Below are 19,626 nucleotides of genomic sequence, written 5' to 3'. Positions count from 1 at the left end.
AAGACCCCAAGCCGTTCATCTGGACCAAGACAGCCGAGGAGATCCTGGACTCCCTCGCCCGCTTCTGCCGACGGATCTCTGGCGCAGGACACTAGCCGTACATGCGGCGCATCGCGTAGTCGACCATCTGCTCGACCGCCTTCGCGTCGAAGACCATCCGGTGGTCGCCCTCCATGTCGAGGACGAAGCCGTAGCCGGTGGGCAGCAGGTCGATCACCTCGGCGCCGGTGATCACGAAGTACTTGGACTCCTTGCCGGCGTACCGGCGGAGCTCCTTGAGCGTGGTGAACATCGGGATGACCGGCTGCTGCGTGTTGTGCAGCGCCAGGAAGCCCGGGGTCTCGCCGCGCGGGCAGTAGACCTTGGAATTGGCGAAGATCTGCTGGAAGTCCTCGGCGGACAGCGACCCGGTCGTGAAGGCGCGTACCGCGTCCGCGAGGGAGGGCGGCGAGGGCTCGGGGTACAGCGGCGGCGCGTAGCCCTGCTGGGGCTGCGCGTATTGCTGCTGCTGGCCCGCGCTCACGTTCTGGTCGTAGCCGTACATGGGCCGAAGCCTACCGATGGCGTGGCCCGCCGGGACGACGAGTTCCGGTCAGTGGGACTTCAGCCCCCCGACGAAGCCGATCCACGCGGTGGCCCCGATCACGAGGACGGGCCCGTCCTGCACCTTGGAGTCCCGGACGGGGACGATCCCGATCAGGCCGTCCGCCACCTCGACGCAATCGCCGTTGTCACCGTTGCTGTACGTGCTCGTCCTCCAGACGGCATCGCTCAAGTCAATGGTGATGCTCTCCATTTCGGAGCTCCTCGGCTATAGATTCGATCATGGCGAGGGACGCCTCGGACGGCAGTGCGGCAGCCCTCAGCCGATCGTATGCCTTGCGATACGCCTTCACCGTGGCCGGATCCTCGACTAGTTGGCCGTGATACGGGCCCTCGGTGTACATGATCGGCGGCTCTGCATCGAACTCCAGCAGCTTGATCGAGTGCGCCATGAACGGCTGGGTCGCGGCGTTCCACAGAAGGATCTGTGGAACGATCCTGCGGCGCCGGGTCAGCGCGGCGATGTGGTCCAGCTGTTCCGCCATCTCCCGACCGGACAGCAACGGGTTCCGCAGCAGCGACTCCTGCATGATCACCCAGTACTCGGGCCTCTTCGGATTCTCGAAGAGTGTGGCTCGACGCAACCGGTTCTGGACCTTCGCCTCGACCTCCTCGGGCAGATCCATGGGGTGAGTTGAGTGGGCGATCGCGCGGGTGTACGGCGCGGTTTGCAGCAGACCGGGAATGATCGAGTTAGCCCAGTCCTCGATACTGCGTGCCCGCTGCTCGCTCGCCGCGACCGGCGCGAAGTAGGGCGCATGCGGCCCCTGCCGAGCCTTCCTCACATCCTCGCAACACCGTTCGAAGAACCCGTCGGTGTCCAGGACGAGATCCACGTGCTGCGCCAGATCCAACGGGATGCGCCGCTGGCCACGCTCGATCTCACTCAGGTAACTGACCCCGTAGAAGCTGCCTTCGACGGTCTGCTGAAGCGTGAACCCCGCCGCCTCCCTGCGCCAGCGCATCTCCTTGCCATAGAAGGCCGGCACACTCGCCGAACCGTCAATGTCCTTGCTCACGGCCATCCTCGGGGCCTGCCTTCCACACTTCGCCCTGTGGACTCGAAACCCTTCCAACGGTACGCCGAGCCGCGCCACGCTGTGAGGAGTTCGTCACACTCCGCACCCGAAGGGTCATGTCATGAGCAGCCACCCCCACGACCGCGAGGCCATCGACTGCCTCATGGAGCTCCGCACCGCACTGGCCTCGCACGGGATCGCCCTCCCCTCCCTCGACCTCCACCTCCTCTCCTACTCCGGCCGCTACGCCTCTCCTCCCCTCATCTCCCTCGGCAACTGCAACCTCGCCACCGCCCAGCGGCTGACGGCCGCCCTGGCGAAGCCGTGAACGACCTGACCATCCGGCTGCTCGCGACCCCCGCCGCCGTCCCCCTGGCCCGCCGCGCGGTGCGGGAGCACCTCGGGGCCGGGGCCCCACCCGACGCCGAGCTCTGCGTGAGCGAGCTGCTCACCAACGCCCTCGCCCACCTCGGCGAAGGCACCCCCGTCACGCTGCGGATCACCGGAAGGGCAGCCCGGACCCGGGTCGAGCTCACCGACCCCGATCCGCGGGAACCCGTACGACGGCAGGCCGCGGACGCCGACGAGTCCGGTCGGGGGCTGGCCCTGCTGGCCGCCGTGGCGCTGGAGTGGGGCGTGCGCCCCGAGGGGACCGGCAAGACGGTGTGGTGCGAGCTGCCCGGAGTGCGGGGGCAGAGAGAGTCGTCACAGTCCGAGCGCGAGGGGTTGCGTCTTATTACCGGTCGGTAGCATCATTACGTTACCGAGTGGTATGCATCAGGAACCCGTCTCACCGAGCCTTAACGGAGCCGTCGCCATGGGGCACTACAAGTCGAATCTCCGCGACATCGAGTTCAACCTCTTCGAGGTGCTCGGACGCGACAAGCTGTACGGCACCGGACCGTTCGGCGAGATGGACACCGACACCGCGCGGACCATCCTCAGCGAGATGACCAAGCTCTCCGAGAACGAGCTGGCCGCCTCCTTCGAGGACGCCGACCGCAACCCGCCGGTCTTCGACCCGGCCACCAACACCGCGCCCGTCCCGGCGTCCTTCAAGAAGAGCTACCAGGCCTTCATGGACTCCGAGTACTGGCGTCTGGGCCTGCCCGAGGAGATCGGTGGCACCACCTCGCCCCGCTCCCTCATCTGGGCGTTCGCCGAGACGATCCTCGGTGCGAACCCGGCCGTGTGGATGTACTCCTCCGGCCCGGCGTTCGCCGGCATCCTCTTCGAAGAGGGCAACGAGGCGCAGAAGAAGGTCGCCGAGATCGCCGTCGAGAAGCGCTGGGGCTCGACCATGGTCCTCACCGAGCCGGACGCCGGCTCGGACGTGGGCGCCGGCCGCACCAAGGCGATCGAGCAGGCCGACGGCTCCTGGCACATCGAGGGCGTGAAGCGCTTCATCACGTCCGGCGAGCACGACATGGAGGAGAACATCCTCCACTACGTCCTCGCGCGCCCCGAGGGCCACGGCCCCGGCACCAAGGGCCTGTCCCTCTTCCTCGTCCCGAAGTTCCACTTCGACTGGGAGACCGGCGAGCTGGGCGAGCGCAACGGCGTCTACGCGACGAACGTCGAGCACAAGATGGGCCTCAAGGCCTCCAACACGTGCGAGATGACCTTCGGCGACCAGCACCCCGCCAAGGGCTGGCTGATCGGTGACAAGCACGACGGCATCCGCCAGATGTTCATGATCATCGAGTTCGCCCGGATGATGGTCGGCACGAAGGCCATCGCCACCCTCTCCACCGGCTACCTGAACGCGCTGGAGTACGCCAAGGAGCGCGTGCAGGGTCCGGATCTGGCCAACTTCATGGACAAGACCGCCCCCAAGGTCACCATCACGCACCACCCCGACGTGCGCCGCTCGCTGATGACGCAGAAGGCGTACGCCGAGGGCATGCGCGCCCTGGTCCTGTACACCGCCTCCATCCAGGACGAGATCCAGGTCAAGCAGGCCGCGGGCGAGGACGCCTCCTCCCTCATCGGCCTGAACGACCTGCTCCTGCCGATCGTGAAGGGCTACGGCTCGGAGAAGTCCTACGAGCAGCTCGCCCAGTCCCTGCAGACCTTCGGCGGCTCCGGCTACCTGCAGGAGTACCCGATCGAGCAGTACATCCGCGACGCCAAGATCGACACCCTCTACGAGGGCACCACGGCCATCCAGGGCCAGGACTTCTTCTTCCGGAAGATCGTCCGCGACCAGGGTGCCTCCCTGAACGTCCTCTCCGAGACGATCAAGAAGTTCCTGGCCGAGGCCGTCGGCGGCGAGGACCTGGCCCCGGCCCGCGACGCGCTCGCCAAGGCCGCCGTGGACCTGGAGGCCATCGTCGGGCAGATGATCGTCGACCTCACCGCCACCGGCGAGGACGTCAAGAACATCTACAAGGTCGGCCAGAACACCACCCGCCTGCTCATGGCCTCGGGCGACGTGGTCGTCGGCTACCTGCTCCTCAAGGGCGCGGCCGTGGCCGCCGAGAAGCTGCCGGCCGCCTCCGCCAAGGACGTGCCGTTCTACACCGGCAAGATCGCGGCGGCGAAGTTCTTCGCCTCCCAGATCCTGCCCGGCGTCTCGGTCGCCCGCGCGCTCGCCGAGACCGTCGACAACACCCTGATGGAGCTCGACGAAGCCGCGTTCTAGGCCCCCGGCCAGACCGCGCGCCGCTCCCCCGGCCGTCCCCGGGGAGCGGCCGCAGCCCCGTACGCGTACCGGCCGGGCCCTTCGCACAGGGGCCCGGCCGGCGGCGTGCCCGCTCCCGGGCCGGCGCCCCCGCGACCGGGGAGCGGCCGGGGCACGCGGGGGCGCCCGGCGAGCCTCTCGCGCCCCCCGCACCGCCCGTGGGCTGCGGGGTTCCCGGGATGTCGGTGCTTCGTGGCACGCTCGTGGGTATGAGCCCACGACCGCAGGAGCAGCACGGCAGCAGGGGGTACTCCGTCCCGACCGGGCGGCCGTACGCCCTGAAGGAGCTGCAGTCCGCCGTGGGCAGCCTCGGCGACCACCTCAAGGAGCTCTACGACGGCTCCCACCCCAGCGAGTACGAAGGCGTCGCCGACGCCCTGTACACGGCCTTCCAGACCTCCGCCGGGCTCGCCCCCGCCAAGAGCTACACGGGCTGCCCGGAACACCCCAACGGCGCCCTCGACCCCGAGGCGCCCGAGGGCTGGGGGCGCTGCCTCATCTGCAACGACCGCCGCCGCCTCGGCATGCGCGCCCAGGGCGCCCGCGCGGCGGCCGCCGCCCCGCCCGCCGGGGAGCAGCGCCGGCTCGGCTATCCCGTGCCCGACCCCCCCTACACGCTGGAAGCGCTGCGCGCGTGCCTGCGCACGGTCGAGGAGCGGCGCTTCCACCTGAGCCTCTCCTCGCCCCCCGACGATTTCGTCGCGATGGCGGACGACCTGCACCGCGCGTTCATCGTGGCCCGCGAGCTGTCCCGCCCGCGCAACGCCTCCGGCTGCTCCGAGCATCCCGGGGCACCGATCGATCCCGACGCGCCGGCGGGCGAGGCCTGTATCTTCTGCGCCGGACGCAAAAGACGCGCACAGCGCTCCGCGCAGACCCCGGAGATGCTCCCGCGCATCCGTCGGGGCGAGCGCAGGCAGTTGCAGCGTCGCTTCGAGCGACCGCCGGGCTGAGAGGGCTCGAGGGGGTGCTGACCACGCCTCCGCTGACCTACCTTCCACTATCCGCCGCAGTCCGGACATGGCGAACACGACCGTCGTTAAGGTGAATACATGAGCTCTCCCGCCGCCGCCCGCTTCGACCGCGGCCACACCGACGACCTGATGTCGTTCCTGACGGCCAGTCCGTCGCAGTACCACGCCGTGGCCAACGCGGCCGAGCGGCTGGAGAAGGCCGGGTTCAGGCAGTTGGCGGAAACGGACGCTTGGGACGCGACCACGGGGGGCAAGTTCGTGACCCGCGGCGGCGCGATCATCGCCTGGTACGTGCCCGAAGGCGCGGCCGCGCACACCCCGTTCCGGATCATCGGCGCGCACACCGACTCCCCCAACCTCCGGGTCAAGCCGCTGCCCGACACCGGTTCGCAGGGCTGGCGCCAGATCGCCGTCGAGGTCTACGGCGGCACCCTCCTGAACACCTGGCTCGACCGGGACCTGGGCCTGGCCGGGCGGCTGACCCTGCACGACGGCACCGAACGGCTCGTCAACATCGACCGTGCGCTGATGCGCGTCCCGCAGCTCGCCGTGCACCTCGACCGGTCGGTGAACACCGAGGGCCTCAAGCTCGACAAGCAGCGGCACATGCAGCCGATCTGGGGGCTGGGCGACGTCCAGGAGGGCGACCTCATCGCCTTCCTCGAGGACGAGGAGAACCTCCCCCGGGGTTCGGTGGCCGGCTGGGACCTCATGCCCCATTCGATCGAGCCGCCCGCGTACCTGGGCCGCGACCGCGAGCTGATGGCCGGTCCGCGCCTGGACAACCTGCTGTCCGTGCACGCGGGCATCGCCGCGCTGGCGGCGGCCTCGGCCATCGAGGGGCTCGACCACATCCCCGTACTGGCCGCCTTCGACCACGAGGAGAACGGCTCGCAGTCGGACACCGGCGCGGACGGGCCCCTGCTGGGCAACGTGCTGGAACGTTCTGTCTTCTCGCGCGGCGGCTCCTACGAGGACCGCGCGCGGGCCTTCGCCGGCACGATCTGCCTCTCCTCGGACACCGGTCACGCGGTGCACCCCAACTACGCGGAGCGGCACGACCCCTCGCACCACCCGCGCGCCAACGGCGGCCCGATCCTGAAGGTCAACGTCAACCAGCGGTACGCGACGGACGGCAGCGGGCGGGCCGTGTTCGTGAGCGCCTGCGAGCGGGCCGGCGTGCCGTGGCAGACCTTCGTCTCCAACAACTCGATGCCGTGCGGGACGACGATCGGCCCGATCACCGCCGCCCGCCACGGCATCCAGACCGTCGACATCGGCGTGGCGATCCTCTCGATGCACAGCGCGCGCGAACTGTGCGGCGCGGACGACCCGTACCTGCTGGCGAACACGATGCTGGCGTTCCTGGAGAGCTGACGCCCCCGGGCCCTTACGACGCGAAGTGCCCGCCGGGGCGTCCCCGGCGGGCACTTCGCGTTCCCGTGCCCCCTGTCCTAGGCGTCGAGGCCGGCCAGGACCAGCGGCAGCCGGGTCGCCCCCTGCGGGGCGACCCGCACCGGGACGCCCCAGTCCTGCTGGTGGACGTGGCAGGCGGGGTACTCGTTCGCCGGGTCGTCGTCGCAGGAGGCGGCCATCGCGGAGACGTGCAGGACGCCCTCGGTGGCGCCGTCCGCGAGGACCAGGTCGCGGAAGAGGTCCGTCCCGGCCCCCTCCCCCGCGGCGAGCAGCTCGGGCGGGGTCGCGGAGACCAGCAGGCGGGTGGACGGCCCGTAGCGGGTGTCCAGCTTCTGGCCGGCCGGCGCCTGGAAGACGACGTCGAGGCGGAGCGCGCCGGGGGCGACCTCGGTGGCCTCCCGCTGCGTGCGGTGGGCGACCGCGTCCACGCGGACGGCCTCCTCCGGGAGCCGCAGCCGCGTCAGCCGGTGCCGGGCGGACTCGACGACGACGATGTCGTCCCCGGCCAGCACGGCGTCGCTGGGCTCGCGCAGATCGGTGGCGAGCGTGGTGACCTGCCCGGTCGCGGGGTCGTAGCGCCTCAGGGCGTGGTTGTACGTGTCGCACACCGCGACCGAGCCGTCGGGCAGCGCGGTGACCCCGAGCGGGTGCTGGAGCAGCGCCTGCGCGGCGTCGCCGTCGCGGTGGCCGAAGTCGAAGAGGCCGGACCCGACGGCGGTGGTGATCGCGTAGTCCCCGCCCTCGCGGTGCACGTAGCGCAGGGCGCTGGTCTCGGAGTCGGCGATCCACAGCCGGTCCTCGGTGGCGGCGAGCCCGGAGGGCTGGGCGAACCAGGCCTCGGCGGCCGGCCCGTCGTGCAGCCCCTCGTTGGTCGTCCCGGCGGCCACGGCGACGGTGCCGGTCTCCGGATCCCAGGTCCACAGCTGGTGGACGCCCGCCATGGCGATCCACAGCCGGCCCTGCCACCAGGCCACGTCCCACGGCGAGGACAGGTCGACCTCGAGCGCCGGCCCGGAGGTCGGGGACCCCTGCCACCACTGGCGCCCGGTGCCGGCGACGGTCTCGACGGCGCCGGTGACGGGGTCGAAGCGGCGCAGGGCGTGGTTGACGGTGTCGGCGACGACGACGGTCCCGTCGGGCAGCAGCGCGAGACCCTGGGGCTCGCTGAAGCTCTCGGCGGTGAAACCGCGCTCGCCGCTGCCGATGCGGCGCACGACGCTCTCGCCATCGGCGGCGAGCTCCACCAGCTGGTGCCGGGTCGTATCGGAGACGAGCAGGTTCCCCGACGGCAGCACGAGCGCCTTCCCGGGGAACCGCAGGTCCCCCGCGACCGGCTCGGGCGCCACGTACGGCCCGTCGCCGCGCCGCAGCGTCCCCTTGGCCTCGTGCTCGGCCTCCAGCTCCTCGACGAGCCGTGCGATGGCGTGGGCGTGGCCCTCACCGGCGTGCTGCGCGACGACGTACCCCTCGGGATCGATCACCACGAGCGTGGGCCAGGCCCGCACGGCGTACTGCTTCCAGGTCGCCAGCTCGGGGTCGTCGAGCACGGGGTGGTGCACCCCGTACCGCTCGACGGCGTCGACGACGGCCGCGTGCTCGGCCTCGTGCACGAACTTCGGCGAGTGCACCCCGATGATCACGACGGTGTCGCGGTGCTTCTCCTCCAGCTCCCGCAACTCGTCGAGCACGTGGAGGCAGTTCACACAGCAGAAGGTCCAGAAATCCACGACAACGCACTTACCTCGCAGGTCGGCGAGGGTGAGTTCCTTGCCACCGGTGTTCAGCCAGCCGCCCTTGCCGATCAGCTCGGGGGCACGGACACGGGCACGTCGGCGGGGCGCGGGCGCGGGGGTGGGCGCCGGGGCAGCATCGTTCATGTTTCAAGCTTGCCATCCTGGTATGAACGTCGGATCACATGCGTACGGCAGGCCTACGACGCGGGGGACGGCGTACGGCTGTGGACGGGAGCGGGACGGCGGCCGACGGGGCGGCGCGGGCGGCAGCGGGATTCATGGGCATCGACCGCGAGCACGCGCTCGTCGAAGGAGTCATCAGCCAGGTGACGCCGAGCCGGCCCCATGAGAACGCGGCAGAAGAGATCCGCGATCAGATCAAACCGCGGGTCAAGGAGCTGGGCTGCGTCACCGGCTCAGGCGACCTGGATCTTCAAGACCGTCACCCTGTTCGCCGGCCCCGGCCGGCTCGGCTGCACCGAGGTCGACGGGCCGCACGCCATCGGGACCCCGGTCCACCTGCCCGCGCCCTTCGACCTCGACCTCGACACCAGCGGTCTCTAGCCGTGGTCGCTACGACCAGCACCGCCTGACCGGCTCCCCCGCGCACCTCATCCGCGCGGCGCCGGGTCCCCCTGCCGGCTACCCCTCCGGCGGCGGCTTCGGGCCCTGGCGTTCCCAGCCGGGAGAGTGGATCTCCAGGGCGACGTCCGGGTTGCGCACCTCCGCCCCGCAGGTGCGGCAGGTCCAGGCCGCGTCCAGCGGGTGGTCGGGGTGTTCCGGCCGGTCCGCCGGGTGGTGGCGCAGGACCACCGGAGGCTCCGGGGACAGCCAGCGGTCGCCCCAGGCGAGCAGCGCCTGAGTCAGCGGGGCGAGGTCCCGACCGGCGTCGGTGAGGTGGTACTCGTAGCGCGGCGGGCGCTCGCTGTAGGCGCGGCGCTCGACCACTCCCGCCTCCTCCAGCGCACGCAGCCGGGCGGTGAGGCGGTCCCGCGGCGCGCCGGTGTTGGTGACGATCCGGTCGAAGCGGTGGTTGCCGTAGAAGAGCTCGCGCACGGCGAGCAGCGCCCACTTCTCGCCGAGGACCTGCAACGCGGCGGCGATGGAGCACGGGCGGCCCGGCAGGGGGGCGGCGGCGTGACGGTCGGTGCTGTGGCCGACGGAGCGGTCGGCGGCGGGCTGGGTCACTCCACCAGCCTGCCATAGAGGGTTGCGTTATCAAACTCACTTCCGCTAGCTTTCGCGGCCATGGAGATAGTTGGAATATCAAACTCAGTTCCTCCACCGGCCGTTCGGGGAGGGCGGCCCCACCGCCGGACGGCGTTCCTGGTGGTCGCCGCCGCGGTCTTCGTCTCGAACCTCGACCTGTTCATCGTCAACGTCGCCCTCCCGGCGATGCAGCAGCACTTCCACGGCAGCACGCTGGCCGGCCTCTCCTGGGTGCTGAACGGCTACGCCATCGTCTTCGCCTCGCTGCTGGTCCCCGCCGGACGGGTGGCGGACCGGGTCGGCCACCGCGCGGTGTTCCTCGCCGGGCTGGCCGTCTTCACCGCCGCCTCCGCGCTCTGCGCGCTCGCCCCCGGCGTCGGCTGGCTCGACGCCGCCCGTATGGTCCAGGCGGCGGGCGCGGCCGCGCTGATGCCCACCTCGCTCGCACTCCTGCTGGACGCCACTCCTCCGGCCGGACGCCCCGGCGCCATCCGGGCCTGGGCCTCCATCGGCGGGATCGCCGCGGGGCTGGGACCGGTCCTCGGGGGACTGCTGGTCGAGGCCGACTGGCGCTGGGTGTTCATCGTCAACGTCCCGGTCGGCATCGCCGCCCTCGCCGTGGGCGCACGCGTCCTTCCCAGGCCGCGGGGCCGGGAGCGCGGCCCGCTGCCCGACCTGTTCGGGGCGGGACTGCTCACCCTCGCCATCGGCGCCCTCGCCGTCGCCCTGGTCAAGGGCGACGACTGGGGCTGGGGCTCGGCCGGGGTGCTCGGCGGCCTGCTCGCCGCCCTCCTGCTGACCGCCGGCTTCCTGCGCCGCTCGGCGCGCCACCCGGCCCCCGTCGTCGAACTGCCGCTGCTGCGCGTGCCCAGCTTCGCCGCGGCCAACACCGCCGCACTGCTGTTCACCGTCGCCTTCGCCGGGATGCTGCTGACCTCGACGCTGTGGTGCCAGCAGATCTGGGGCTACTCGGCGCTGCGCACCGGACTCGCCATCGCCCCGGGGCCGCTGCTGGTGCCACCGGTCGCGCTGGGCAGCGCCGCGCTGGTGCGCAGGCTCGGACCCGGGCGGCTCGCCGCCCTCGGCACCCTGCTGTTCGCCGGCGGCGTCGGCTGGTGGGCCGCCGGTATCGAGGCCAGCCCTGACTACGTCACCGGACTGCTCCCCGGGATGCTGCTCACCGGCCTGGGCGTGGGGCTGGTGCTGCCCACGCTGATCGGGGCCGCGGCGGCGGCGCTGCCGCCCGCGCGCTTCGCCACCGGATCGGCGGTCACCACGATGGCGCGGCAGATCGGAGCCGTCGTGGGCGTCGCCCTGACGGTCAGCCTGATCGGCACCCCGCAGGGGCCCCAGGCCGCACTGGAGGGATTCCGGCGCGGCTGGACGGCGGTGATCGTGGCGGTGCTGCTGGCCGGCGCGTCCGCCCTGGTGCTCGCCGCCGCCCAGCGCAGGGCGGCGGCGGCGAAGTAGCCCCTCCCCTCGCGTCCCCTCGCGGCGGCCCGGTCAGGCGAAGAGCGCGCTCAGCCGGGGGAGGCGGGGCGCGAGTTCCGCCGTGTCGTCGAAGTCGAAGTCCCAGGACGGGTCCAGCGGCGGGTAGCCGATCGTGAAGGAGTCCGCCGGGAGTTCGCGGCCGGTGGCGGATGCGTAGGCGGTCCAGGCTATGGACAGGGCGTCCTCGTCCTCCAGGTCTTCGCCCTCCTCGCCGGCCGCCGCCGCGCGGACCGGCGGGTGGTCCGCCAGGGAGTCCGGGTCCGCCAGGGCGGCGGTGAAGACCGCTTCCCCCTGGGTGAGGAGCCAGCCGCGGAAGTAGTCGAAGCCGTCGTCCGAGCAGCCGCCGTTGATCAGGTAGGCCGCGGCCCAGAGCGGAGCCCGGTAGGACTCCGCGAGGAGGTCCCACAGCACCTGCTGGGCGGCGGCCGTCTCGGACGCCGGGTACTGCGCGAGCAACTCCGCGGCGCGCTCCGCCACCTGGTCCGGCTCCGCCTGCGCACGGGCCGTCTCGATCAGTTTCCAGAACGTCTGCTTGTCCATGATCCGAGCCTCGCACCCGGGTCTGACATCACGCCCCGAACGCGTGCAGGGAGCGGGTCAGGGCCTCGACGAAGGCGGTCCGGAGCTCGGGCGGCAGGAGGTCCAGGGAGAGGTACGGGTTGAGGTCCTCCAGTTCGACCAGGAGGAGCTCGCCGGAGGGTGCCCGGCAGGCGTCCACGCGCTGGATGCCGTGCTCGAGGGTGTTCCAGTCGATGAAACCGCGGGCGAACGCCAGGTCCGCCGGGGTGGGGTCGTACGGGGTCAGTTCCCAGCGGCGGGAGGGGTCAGGGGCGTGGAGGGCGTACTGGAAGGCCTCGTCCACGAAGTAGAAGGACACCTCGTACGCGAAGTCCACGCGCGGCTGGATCAGGAACTCGCCCGGCGCGCACCGCGGGTCCGCGGTGAAGGACAGGCCTATCGAGTCCGCTCCCTGTTTCGGCTTCACCGCGTACGAGGGCGAGGACGGGAGCAGGCCCAGGTCCGCGGGGTCGTCGACCGTCGGGATGACCGGGTGGCCGGACGCCGTCAGGTCGAGGAGGTACTGCTTGCCCGCCATGTCGCCGCGGCCGGTGAGCGGGTTGTACACCCGGGTGCCGGCGGCGAGGGCCGCCTCGCGGAAGGAGTCGTAGGCGTCCTGGTAGTGGATGACCGGGCCGCTGTTGCGGATGATCACGGCGTCGAAGGCCGGCATCAGGCGTTCCGCGTCGAGCGGGTGGCACAGGGCCAGGTCGAAGTGCTCGCGCAGGCGCGAGCTGAGGAAGATGTCCTCGTCGCAGTAGCGGCGGCCGCGCGCCGGGTACGCCAGGTCGGTCACGTAGAGGAGAGGCATGGCGGCAACCTATCGCGGGCAGCGATGACGGCATGAAATACCTGGTTCGGGACAAACTGCTGGCCCTCGGGGACGACTACTGGATCGAGGACGAGGACGGCCGCCACGCCTTCCTCGTCGACGGGAAGGCGCTGCGGCTGCGGGACACGCTGGAGCTGAAGGACCCGGACGGGCAGACCCTGATCACGCTGCGGGAGAAGCTGTTCGCCTTCCGCGACGCGATGACGCTGGAGCGGGACGACCGTCGGCTCGCGGTGATCCGCAGGAAGCGCTTCTCGCTGCTGCGCAACCACTACCTCGTGACCCTGAACGAGGGCACCGAGCTCGACATCAGCGGCCGGATCCTGGAACGGGAGTTCAAGGTCGAGTACGACGGGGAGCTCCTCGCGCTGGTCTCCCGCCAGTGGTACCGGATCCGCGAGACGTACGCCGTCGACGTGATCCGCGAGGACGCGGACGCGGCGCTGCTGATCGCCGTCGCGGTGTGCGTGATCCGCATGGCGGAGAAGGAGCGCGAGGGCCCGGACCCGAGGAGTGAGGAGTCATGAGTGGCCGGCCGGTTCACAGGGACAGGCGACGGTCCTTCAGGGCCGGGAACTGCTCGCGGGTCGTGGCGACCTTGGCCGGGTCGAGGTCCACCGTCAGGACCTCCTCCCCCGGGCCCGCCTCCGCGAGGACCTCGCCCCACGGGTCGACGACCAGGCTGTGGCCGGCCTGTTCCACGCCGGCGTGGGTGCCGGCCAGCCCGCACGCGAGGACGTAGCTCTGGTCCTCGACGGCCCGCGCACGGCTCAGCAGGGTCCAGTGGGAGCGGCGGCGGGCGGGCCAGCCCGCGGCGACGACCATGGTCGTCGCCCCGGCGTCGACCAGGCCGCGGAAGAGCTCCGGGAAGCGCAGGTCGTAGCAGGTGGCGATGCCGAGCGTCTGCTCCGGCAGCTCCACGGTGGTCAGGGAGTCGCCGGGCGACATCAGGACGGCCTCGCCCTGGTCGAAGCCGAAGCGGTGGATCTTGCGGTACGTGGCCGCGAGCTCGCCCGTCGGGGAGAGGACGAGCGCGGTGTTGTAGAGCGAGCCGTCGCCCGCGCGCTCCACGACGGAGCCCGCGTGCAGCCAGACCCCGGCGTCGCGGGCCGCCTTGGACATGGCCTCGTAGGTCGGGCCGTCCAGCGGCTCGGCCTCCGTCTCGAACTGCTCGTAGGCGAAGGCGCCCACGGTCCACAGCTCGGGGAGGACGACGAGGTCGCTGCCCGCCTGCTCCCGTACGAGCTCTGCGGCACGGGAGCGGCGGGAAACCACCGACTCCCCCTCATTCACCGCGATTTGGATCAGGGAAGCGCGCACGGTACCACCGTCCTGGCGTTCAAGCCGTCAACTCGGGCCTACGATCGTCACACGAAAGCACTGCCGGGGTGCTCACCGGCAGCGTAGTTTTGAAGCCATTGCACAAGCTTCCAGAACGCGCCACCAACGCGCCAATGAACAGCACGCGAGGGGTCCCGTTGACCGTCCATCCGCATCCGAGTCTTCAGCCCTATGCCGACGCGTGGACGCACTCCATCGAGGCGATATCCGAGCTGGTCCTTCCGTTGACGGAAGGTGCGTGGAACCGCGCGACGCCGTGCCCCAACTGGTCCGTGCGCGATGTCGTGTCCCACGTCATCGGGATCGAATGCGAGCAGCTCGGCGACCCGCGGCCGATCCACACCCTGCCGCGGGACCTGCGGCACGTGGTCGACGAGTTCAGCCGGTACATGGAAGTCCAGGTCGACGTACGGCGCCACCACACGGCGCCGGAGATGACCTCGGAGCTGGAGTACACGATCATCCGCCGCTCCCGGCAGCTGCGGAACGAGAAGCGGGATCCGGACACGATCGTGCGCGGGCCGCTGGGCGAGCCCGCGACGCTGGAGCACTCGCTGCGGCTGCGCGCGTTCGACGTGTGGATGCACGAGCAGGACCTGCGGGCAGCGCTCGGGACGCCGGGGAACTGGGACTCGCCCGGCGCGTACGTGGCGCGCGACATCCTGCTGGCCGGGCTGCCGAAGGTGGTCGCGAAGAAGGCGGGCGCGCCCGCGAACTCGGCCGTCGTCATCGACGTGCACGGGGCGCTGGAGTTCATGCGGACCGTACGGGTCGACGCGGAGGGGCGGGGCACGATCGACAAGGCCCCGTCGCTGGGCCCGGCCGTGACGCTGACCCTGGACTGGGAGACGTACGTACGCCTCGCGGGCGGGCGGGTACGGCCGCACGCCGTCGCCGACCGCGTGAAGGTGGAAGGCGACCCGGCGCTGGCCGAGGCCATCCTGGCCCACTTCTCGGTGACCCCGTGACGGCTTGACGGCTTGACGGCTTGACGGCTTGACGGCGCGAACCCGTGCGCCGAGGACGCGCGCGGGGCTCAGGCGCGCGCCGGGCTGGTGGTGTCGGGCGCGGCTCCGGCCACGGCGCCGGCCGGCCGGCCCTGGGCCGGCAAGGAGGCGATCCGGACGCGCTCCCGGTCGCGGTCGAGGGCTCGTTCCCGCTCGCGTGTCAGCGCGCGGCCGCGCAGGCGCAGGATCTGGGTGAGGCCCACGACCTCCAGGACGAAGACCGACGAGAACGCGATGCGGTAGTTGTCCCCCGTGGCGTCGAGCAGCAGCCCCACCACCAGCAGGGTCGTCATCGACGCGACGAAACCGCCCATGTTGGTGATTCCGGAGGCCGTGCCCTGACGTTCCGCCGGGTTGGCCGGGCGGGCGAAGTCGAAGCCGATCATCGACGCCGGACCGCAGGTGCCGAGCACCAGGCAGAGCGCGATCAGCAGCCACATCGGCGCGTGGTCCCCCGGGTAGGCCAGCACCGAGCCCCACAGCAGCGCGGTGACGGCGACCGTGCCCAGGGCCAGGGGGATCCGCGACGACTGCCGCCGGCCCACGACCTGCCCGTAGACCAGGCCGACGGCCATGTTCGAGGCGACGACGAGCGTCAGCAGCCCGCCCGCCGTGGTGCGCGACAGCCCCTGCGCCTCGACCAGGAACGGCATGCCCCACAGCAGCAGGAACACCATCGCCGGGAACTGGGTCGTGAAGTGCACCCACAGCCCCAGCCTGGTCCCGGGCTCCCTCCAGGAGTCGGCGATCTGGCGGCGTACGAAACCCCCCGCCGCGGACCGTCCGGCCGCGGCCCGCGCGGGCTCGTGGCCTTCCGGGTGGTCGCGCAGGAACAGGACGAGCGGGACCAGGACGATCAGCCCGGCCACCGCGCTGCCCGCGAACGCCGGCACCCAGCCGACCCCGTGCAGTACGGGCGCCAGCACCAGTGTGGAGACCAGGTTTCCCGCCATCCCGACCAGGCCGGCCAGCTGCGCCATCAGCGGGGCGCGGTGGGCCGGGAACCAGCGGGTCCCGAGCCTCAGCACGGAGATGAAGGTCATGGCGTCGCCGCAGCCCAGGAGGGCGCGGGCGGCCAGGGCCATGCCGTAGGAGGGGGAGAGGGCGAAGCCGATCTGTCCGGCGGTGAAGAGCACGGCGCCGAGGGTGAGCACCTTCTTGGTGCCGAGCCGGTCCACCATCAGGCCGACGGGTATCTGCATGCCCGCGTAGACCAGCAGCTGGAGGAGGGAGAACGTGGACAGCGCCGAGGCGTTCACGTGGAAGCGGTCGGCGGCCTCCAGGCCCGCGACGCCGAGGCTGGTGCGGAAGATGACCGCCACGAAGTAGACGGCGACACCGATCGACCAGACGAGCACGGCCCGGCGGCCGCCCACGGGGTCCTTGGCCTCTCCCGCCGCCGCTCCTTCCGCCCCTCCTTCCGCCCCTCCGGCCGGCGCTCCTGCTGCCGCTGCCGCCGCCTGGCTCATCGGGCGGGCCCCCGGACCAGTTCCGCGACCCGGCCCACGTGCGCCCGTACCGCCGCCGCGGCCGTCTCGGCGTCGCCCGCGCGCAGTGCCTCGAGGATCTCCGCGTGCTCGGCGAGCGTCCGCTCCACCCGCTCGGGGTGCGCGTGCAGCAGGGCGACGCCCATGCGCAGCTGGCGGTCGCGCATCTGGTCGTAGAGGCGGCACAGGATCTGGTTGCCGGCGCTGCGCACGATCTCCGCGTGGAAGGCCCGGTCGGCGGCCATCATCGCGCCGAGCTCACCCGCGGCGCCGAGGCGGCGCTGCTCCTCGACCAGCTCCGCGAGCCGGTCCAAGAGGCCGGGCGGGGCGGGTACGGCCCGTCGGACGGTGAACTCCTCGACCAGCAGCCGGGTTTCGATCACGTCGGAGATCTCCTGGACGGAGACCGGGAGGACGAGCGCGCCCTTCTTCGGGTACAGCTTGAGCAGCCCCTCCGTCTCGAGGCGCAGCAGCGCCTCGCGGACCGGCGTGCGGGAGACGCCCACGGAGGCCGCGAGCTCACCTTCCGTCAGCAGCGTGCCGCCCTCGTAGCGCCGGTCGAGGACGCCCTCTTTGACGTGGTGGTAGACCCGTTCGGCAGCGGTCACGGTGACGGTGGCTGATGGCATGCGCACAGCATAGATACAACATGGGTACGCGGGGCCGCCGTCCATGATGTGGACCTTCACCCCTCCGACGGCGGCCCGCCCCCGGAGTCCACGTCCGCGTCCACGTCCGCGTCCACGTCCGCGTCCACGTCCACGTCCAGGACGAACTCGTCGTACGGGGCCTCGTCCGGATACGGCGGCCGGACCTGTGCGAAGCGGATCCGGGCGGAGCCCGCCGCCCGGCCGCGTACGACGTACACCCGCTCCACGGTCGCCCCGGGCAGCGGCGGCTCGGTCGCGGCGGTGGGCGACGGCGGGCCCTCGGACACGGAGACGGCGTCCGCGTCGCCGGTCACCCGCCAGGTCCACACGTAGCCGCGCGCACCGCGCCCGGTGAGGCGCAGCTCGTACGGCTCACCGGGCGCGAGCTCCACTTTGCGTACCTCCACCTCGGAGCCGTCCTTTCGAACCGCGGCCGGTCGGCTCCTCAGGCCGGGCCGATCACCGCTCCCTCGTGCCAGCCCGCGCCGTCGCGCCAGTAGTGCTGGAGCTGGCGGTCCGTGCGCAGGGCGATCACCTCCAGGTTGAACCCGAAGCTGCCTTGCAGCATCCCGGTGACGGCCAGCACGTCGTGACCGAAGACCGCGCCGCGCCGCCAGGAGGAGTCGCCGGCGTTGTCGCGCCACCAGTGCTCCACGCGGCCGCCCTCCGCGGTCACGCACAGTTCGTAGTTCCCGGCGGTGTCCTCGTCGGCCGCCCCGTACTGCGCCTCGACCAGGCAGGGGGCGGAGGTGATTCCGCTGCCGAAGACCTCTCCGGGATGCCAGACGAAGCCGTTCGGATCGTCCCGCCACCACAGCTGCATCCGGCCGTCCGTGCGGGTGGCGACCAGGTCGAGGTGGCGGGAGCGGGTCTGGACCAGGGCCGGCCCGTAGTGGGCGATGCCGGAGGCGAAGCGGCCGCCGTCGTTCCAGGTCCAGGGGGCGCCGTTGATCCGCCACCAGTGGTTGAGCCGGCCGTCGGCGGTGCGGACGACCACCTCGAAGTTGCCCGGAGCCCCGTAGTCGCTCTGGATGAAGGCCGGCGTCGACCCGATCGCCGCGTCGCCGGGGCCGAAGGCGCCGCCGTCGCGCCAGGCGCCGCCGGACTGCTCGTAGTACCAGTGGCGCAGCCGGCCGCCGGTGGTGACGTGGAGCGTCTCCATGTTCCGGTTGTACGTGGTCCCGGTGAAGGCGGGCTGGCCGGAGGCGTCGGAGGCGAAGGCCCGGGCGCGGGCCCACGCGAAGGGGGCGTCGCCGTCGCGCCACCAGTGCTGGATGGCGCCGCCGCCGCTGCCGGTGGCGCCGCCGCTGCCGCTTTCGGCTCCGACCGCCAGAGCCGCCATCTCGAAGTTGCGGTGGGCGCGGCCGTTGCCGCTCTCGTACACGTTGCCGGTGTGCAGGCGCCGTTTGCTCCACGGGTCGATGTTGGTGCCGCGCAGGCCGCACTTGACCCAGTGGTCGATCTTCACCTCTCCGTACGCGATCCGGCCGTGCCCGCCGACGTGGTAGCCGGTCCCCCAGGAGTTCTTGAACAGCCAGCAGCCGGCCGCGTCGTCATAGCCGGTGATCAGGACGCAGTGGCCGCCCGCCAGCCGGTCGCTGGTGCGGTGGTAGACGCCGGAGCCGAGGCCGAAGAAGTCGTCGTACACGTCGAAGCAGGCGGTCAGCGGGCCGACCGTGTCCAGCCACACCTTCTGCTGCTCGACGTCGCCGAGCCGGACGTGGTCGGGGATCCGGACCGTACGGCCGGAGCGGTCCCAGCTCGGGGTGTACTCGGTCCGCCAGGCGTCGCGGCGGTCGGCGGGGGTGCCGGGCGGGGGCGGTGAGTACGGCCAGCAGCCCGGATCGGCGAGCCCGCCGTGGGTCCTGACCCAGTCCAGCGCGGCCTCGGGGCTGCCCGTCTGCCCGCAGGGGGCCCGCAGCCCGTCGTGCACGTCCCCCTCGGACCGCTCGGCCCACACGTGGTGCTCGATCCGGGCCATCGATTCGATCAGGCCGGCCGCCCCGAAGGCCCAGCAGGAACTGCACGGGTTCTGGTCCTTGACCTTCGTGATCCAGGGCCAGCCCCAGCGGCTGCGCCAGTCCACGGCCATCGGGCGGGTGGCGGCCGGAACGGCCCCGGTCTCGGCCTCCGGTCCCGCCTCCGCCTCCTGTCCCGCCTCCGCCGCCGGCCCCGGACCGGATCCCGGCCCCCGGAGCAGGCCGTGCGCCGCCCTGCGCCGGGTGAGGTGCGGATTGCCGCTCGGCCGCCCGATGAGCTCCCGCAGGTCGACCGGCGGCGCGGCCGCCGCGGGCGTGAGACCGGCTCCCGGCCGCAGGCCCAGCGCGGGCCTCGGCACCGGATCGTCGTCGGCGAGGTGTTCGCTCACGGACCACCGCGCCCCTCTGGCCGCGAGCCTCGCCCTCAGCTCACCCGCCGTCTGGACGTGCTGCTCCGACTGCTCCGGCATTCCGGCCCCCCAACGCACCGTACGGATCCGAGCCCCGGGAGCTTCCATCCGGCCGGAGGGCACGTCAAGGGGGTCCGTACGGTCGCGCGGCGGCACGGCGGTCGCACGCGGTCGCACGCCTCGCGCGCCGCCGGGCCAGCGCGGGCCGGGGTGCGGTGCTACGCGACGCGGAGC

At 72.0% G+C, this 19,626-nt stretch carries 21 protein-coding genes; 9 read left to right on the top strand and 12 right to left on the bottom strand.

Annotated elements, in window-relative coordinates; genetic code table 11:
* Window positions 1-91: 91 nt before the first annotated feature.
* Genes ABZY44_RS33245 through ABZY44_RS33235 form a run of 3 tightly spaced genes read right to left on the bottom strand, consistent with a single transcriptional unit; the run spans window position 92 to window position 1,628 of the window.
* A complete protein-coding gene (locus ABZY44_RS33245; protein WP_356660437.1) occupies window positions 92-544 on the bottom strand; it encodes an SseB family protein in 453 nt (150 codons plus the stop codon).
* Between the two features lie 48 nt (window positions 545-592).
* Window positions 593-796 carry a DUF397 domain-containing protein gene (locus ABZY44_RS33240; RefSeq protein ID WP_356660435.1) on the bottom strand — a complete coding sequence of 68 codons (204 nt, stop codon included), beginning with the start codon at window positions 794-796 and terminating at the stop codon, window positions 593-595.
* Complete coding sequence (locus tag ABZY44_RS33235) at window positions 777-1,628, bottom strand: helix-turn-helix transcriptional regulator (RefSeq protein ID WP_356660433.1); 852 nt, start codon at window positions 1,626-1,628, stop codon at window positions 777-779. Before ABZY44_RS33235 ends, ABZY44_RS33240 begins: the two co-directional genes overlap by 20 nt.
* Before the next feature lie 115 nt (window positions 1,629-1,743).
* On the opposite strand from ABZY44_RS33235, the gene ABZY44_RS33230 reads away from it, so the two are divergent.
* The 5 genes from ABZY44_RS33230 to ABZY44_RS33210 all read left to right on the top strand — a co-directional run bounded on the left by ABZY44_RS33230 (window position 1,744) and on the right by ABZY44_RS33210 (window position 6,656).
* Window positions 1,744-1,950 carry a hypothetical protein gene (locus ABZY44_RS33230; RefSeq protein ID WP_356660431.1) on the top strand — a complete coding sequence of 69 codons (207 nt, stop codon included), beginning with the start codon at window positions 1,744-1,746 and terminating at the stop codon, window positions 1,948-1,950.
* Window positions 1,947-2,372, top strand: a complete 426-nt coding sequence (locus ABZY44_RS33225) for an ATP-binding protein (RefSeq protein WP_356660429.1) — start codon at window positions 1,947-1,949, stop codon at window positions 2,370-2,372. The genes ABZY44_RS33230 and ABZY44_RS33225 overlap by 4 nt, the downstream gene beginning before the upstream one ends.
* 67 nt (window positions 2,373-2,439) lie before the next feature.
* Window positions 2,440-4,266 (top strand): acyl-CoA dehydrogenase, encoded by a 1,827-nt coding sequence (locus ABZY44_RS33220; protein ID WP_356660441.1) that lies wholly within the window; start codon window positions 2,440-2,442, stop codon window positions 4,264-4,266.
* A 248-nt stretch (window positions 4,267-4,514) separates the two neighbouring features.
* Complete coding sequence (locus ABZY44_RS33215; RefSeq protein ID WP_356660427.1) at window positions 4,515-5,258, top strand: hypothetical protein; 744 nt, start codon at window positions 4,515-4,517, stop codon at window positions 5,256-5,258.
* A gap of 99 nt (window positions 5,259-5,357) precedes the next feature.
* The gene (locus ABZY44_RS33210) at window positions 5,358-6,656 is read left to right on the top strand and encodes a M18 family aminopeptidase (RefSeq protein ID WP_356660425.1); all 1,299 of its coding nucleotides are present in this window, start codon (window positions 5,358-5,360) and stop codon (window positions 6,654-6,656) included.
* Window positions 6,657-6,733: 77 nt separating this feature from the next.
* Here ABZY44_RS33210 and ABZY44_RS33205 read toward each other — a convergent pair whose 3' ends face one another.
* Complete coding sequence (locus ABZY44_RS33205; RefSeq protein ID WP_356660423.1) at window positions 6,734-8,572, bottom strand: NHL domain-containing thioredoxin family protein; 1,839 nt, start codon at window positions 8,570-8,572, stop codon at window positions 6,734-6,736.
* Window positions 8,573-8,773: 201 nt separating this feature from the next.
* On the opposite strand from ABZY44_RS33205, the gene ABZY44_RS33200 reads away from it, so the two are divergent.
* Window positions 8,774-8,992, top strand: a complete 219-nt coding sequence (locus ABZY44_RS33200; protein ID WP_356660421.1) for a hypothetical protein — start codon at window positions 8,774-8,776, stop codon at window positions 8,990-8,992.
* A 78-nt stretch (window positions 8,993-9,070) separates the two neighbouring features.
* Here ABZY44_RS33200 and ABZY44_RS33195 read toward each other — a convergent pair whose 3' ends face one another.
* Entirely contained in the window at window positions 9,071-9,616 is a 546-nt protein-coding gene (locus tag ABZY44_RS33195; RefSeq protein ID WP_356660419.1) for a helix-turn-helix domain-containing protein, read from the bottom strand.
* Window positions 9,617-9,757: 141 nt separating this feature from the next.
* On the opposite strand from ABZY44_RS33195, the gene ABZY44_RS33190 reads away from it, so the two are divergent.
* On the top strand, window positions 9,758-11,107 hold the full coding sequence (locus tag ABZY44_RS33190; protein ID WP_356660417.1) for an MFS transporter: 1,350 nt from the start codon (window positions 9,758-9,760) through the stop codon (window positions 11,105-11,107).
* A gap of 33 nt (window positions 11,108-11,140) precedes the next feature.
* Here ABZY44_RS33190 and ABZY44_RS33185 read toward each other — a convergent pair whose 3' ends face one another.
* Window positions 11,141-11,668 carry a DUF4240 domain-containing protein gene (locus tag ABZY44_RS33185; RefSeq protein ID WP_356660415.1) on the bottom strand — a complete coding sequence of 176 codons (528 nt, stop codon included), beginning with the start codon at window positions 11,666-11,668 and terminating at the stop codon, window positions 11,141-11,143.
* A gap of 28 nt (window positions 11,669-11,696) precedes the next feature.
* The gene (locus ABZY44_RS33180) at window positions 11,697-12,497 is read right to left on the bottom strand and encodes a hypothetical protein (protein WP_356660413.1); all 801 of its coding nucleotides are present in this window, start codon (window positions 12,495-12,497) and stop codon (window positions 11,697-11,699) included.
* 32 nt (window positions 12,498-12,529) lie between these two features.
* Here ABZY44_RS33180 and ABZY44_RS33175 point away from each other — a divergent pair, with 32 nt between their 5' ends.
* Window positions 12,530-13,045: an LURP-one-related family protein gene (locus ABZY44_RS33175; protein WP_356660411.1), complete on the top strand. Its 516-nt coding sequence runs from the start codon at window positions 12,530-12,532 to the stop codon at window positions 13,043-13,045.
* 13 nt (window positions 13,046-13,058) lie between these two features.
* Here ABZY44_RS33175 and ABZY44_RS33170 read toward each other — a convergent pair whose 3' ends face one another.
* Window positions 13,059-13,838 (bottom strand): carbon-nitrogen family hydrolase, encoded by a 780-nt coding sequence (locus ABZY44_RS33170; protein ID WP_356660409.1) that lies wholly within the window; start codon window positions 13,836-13,838, stop codon window positions 13,059-13,061.
* 158 nt (window positions 13,839-13,996) lie between these two features.
* On the opposite strand from ABZY44_RS33170, the gene ABZY44_RS33165 reads away from it, so the two are divergent.
* Window positions 13,997-14,827 (top strand): maleylpyruvate isomerase family mycothiol-dependent enzyme, encoded by an 831-nt coding sequence (locus ABZY44_RS33165; RefSeq protein WP_356660439.1) that lies wholly within the window; start codon window positions 13,997-13,999, stop codon window positions 14,825-14,827.
* Between the two features lie 68 nt (window positions 14,828-14,895).
* On the opposite strand, the gene ABZY44_RS33160 is transcribed toward ABZY44_RS33165, so the two are convergent.
* From ABZY44_RS33160 to ABZY44_RS33145, 4 genes are read right to left on the bottom strand one after another with little or no spacing between them, the layout of a single operon-like run.
* Window positions 14,896-16,335: an MFS transporter gene (locus tag ABZY44_RS33160; RefSeq protein ID WP_356660407.1), complete on the bottom strand. Its 1,440-nt coding sequence runs from the start codon at window positions 16,333-16,335 to the stop codon at window positions 14,896-14,898.
* Window positions 16,332-16,982, bottom strand: coding sequence for a GntR family transcriptional regulator (locus tag ABZY44_RS33155; protein WP_356660405.1), 651 nt, complete (start codon window positions 16,980-16,982; stop codon window positions 16,332-16,334). The genes ABZY44_RS33160 and ABZY44_RS33155 overlap by 4 nt, the downstream gene beginning before the upstream one ends.
* 56 nt (window positions 16,983-17,038) lie before the next feature.
* Window positions 17,039-17,410, bottom strand: a complete 372-nt coding sequence (locus ABZY44_RS33150; protein WP_356660403.1) for a protease inhibitor I42 family protein — start codon at window positions 17,408-17,410, stop codon at window positions 17,039-17,041.
* A gap of 38 nt (window positions 17,411-17,448) precedes the next feature.
* Window positions 17,449-19,371, bottom strand: coding sequence for a C1 family peptidase (locus ABZY44_RS33145; RefSeq protein WP_356660401.1), 1,923 nt, complete (start codon window positions 19,369-19,371; stop codon window positions 17,449-17,451).
* Window positions 19,372-19,626 lie beyond the last annotated feature (255 nt).

The organism is Streptomyces sp. NPDC006544 (genome assembly GCF_040611715.1).
Taxonomy (GTDB): Bacteria; Actinomycetota; Actinomycetes; order Streptomycetales; family Streptomycetaceae; genus Streptomyces.
This window is presented reverse-complemented; position numbering and strand designations above follow the sequence as displayed.

Bases quoted from the DNA above. Each gene is read 5' to 3' on its own strand.
- ABZY44_RS33205 (WP_356660423.1), bottom strand. From the start codon at position 8,572: ATGAACGATGCTGCCCCGGCGCCCACCCCCGCGCCCGCGCCCCGCCGA.
- ABZY44_RS33180 (WP_356660413.1), bottom strand. From the start codon at position 12,497: ATGCCTCTCCTCTACGTGACCGACCTGGCGTACCCGGCGCGCGGCCGC.
- ABZY44_RS33220 (WP_356660441.1), top strand. From the start codon at position 2,440: ATGGGGCACTACAAGTCGAATCTCCGCGACATCGAGTTCAACCTCTTC.
- ABZY44_RS33200 (WP_356660421.1), top strand. From the start codon at position 8,774: ATGAGAACGCGGCAGAAGAGATCCGCGATCAGATCAAACCGCGGGTCA.
- ABZY44_RS33230 (WP_356660431.1), top strand. From the start codon at position 1,744: ATGAGCAGCCACCCCCACGACCGCGAGGCCATCGACTGCCTCATGGAG.
- ABZY44_RS33210 (WP_356660425.1), top strand. From the start codon at position 5,358: ATGAGCTCTCCCGCCGCCGCCCGCTTCGACCGCGGCCACACCGACGAC.
- ABZY44_RS33215 (WP_356660427.1), top strand. From the start codon at position 4,515: ATGAGCCCACGACCGCAGGAGCAGCACGGCAGCAGGGGGTACTCCGTC.
- ABZY44_RS33160 (WP_356660407.1), bottom strand. From the start codon at position 16,335: ATGAGCCAGGCGGCGGCAGCGGCAGCAGGAGCGCCGGCCGGAGGGGCG.
- ABZY44_RS33185 (WP_356660415.1), bottom strand. From the start codon at position 11,668: ATGGACAAGCAGACGTTCTGGAAACTGATCGAGACGGCCCGTGCGCAG.
- ABZY44_RS33235 (WP_356660433.1), bottom strand. From the start codon at position 1,628: ATGGCCGTGAGCAAGGACATTGACGGTTCGGCGAGTGTGCCGGCCTTC.
- ABZY44_RS33245 (WP_356660437.1), bottom strand. From the start codon at position 544: ATGTACGGCTACGACCAGAACGTGAGCGCGGGCCAGCAGCAGCAATAC.
- ABZY44_RS33175 (WP_356660411.1), top strand. From the start codon at position 12,530: ATGAAATACCTGGTTCGGGACAAACTGCTGGCCCTCGGGGACGACTAC.
- ABZY44_RS33155 (WP_356660405.1), bottom strand. From the start codon at position 16,982: ATGCCATCAGCCACCGTCACCGTGACCGCTGCCGAACGGGTCTACCAC.
- ABZY44_RS33240 (WP_356660435.1), bottom strand. From the start codon at position 796: ATGGAGAGCATCACCATTGACTTGAGCGATGCCGTCTGGAGGACGAGC.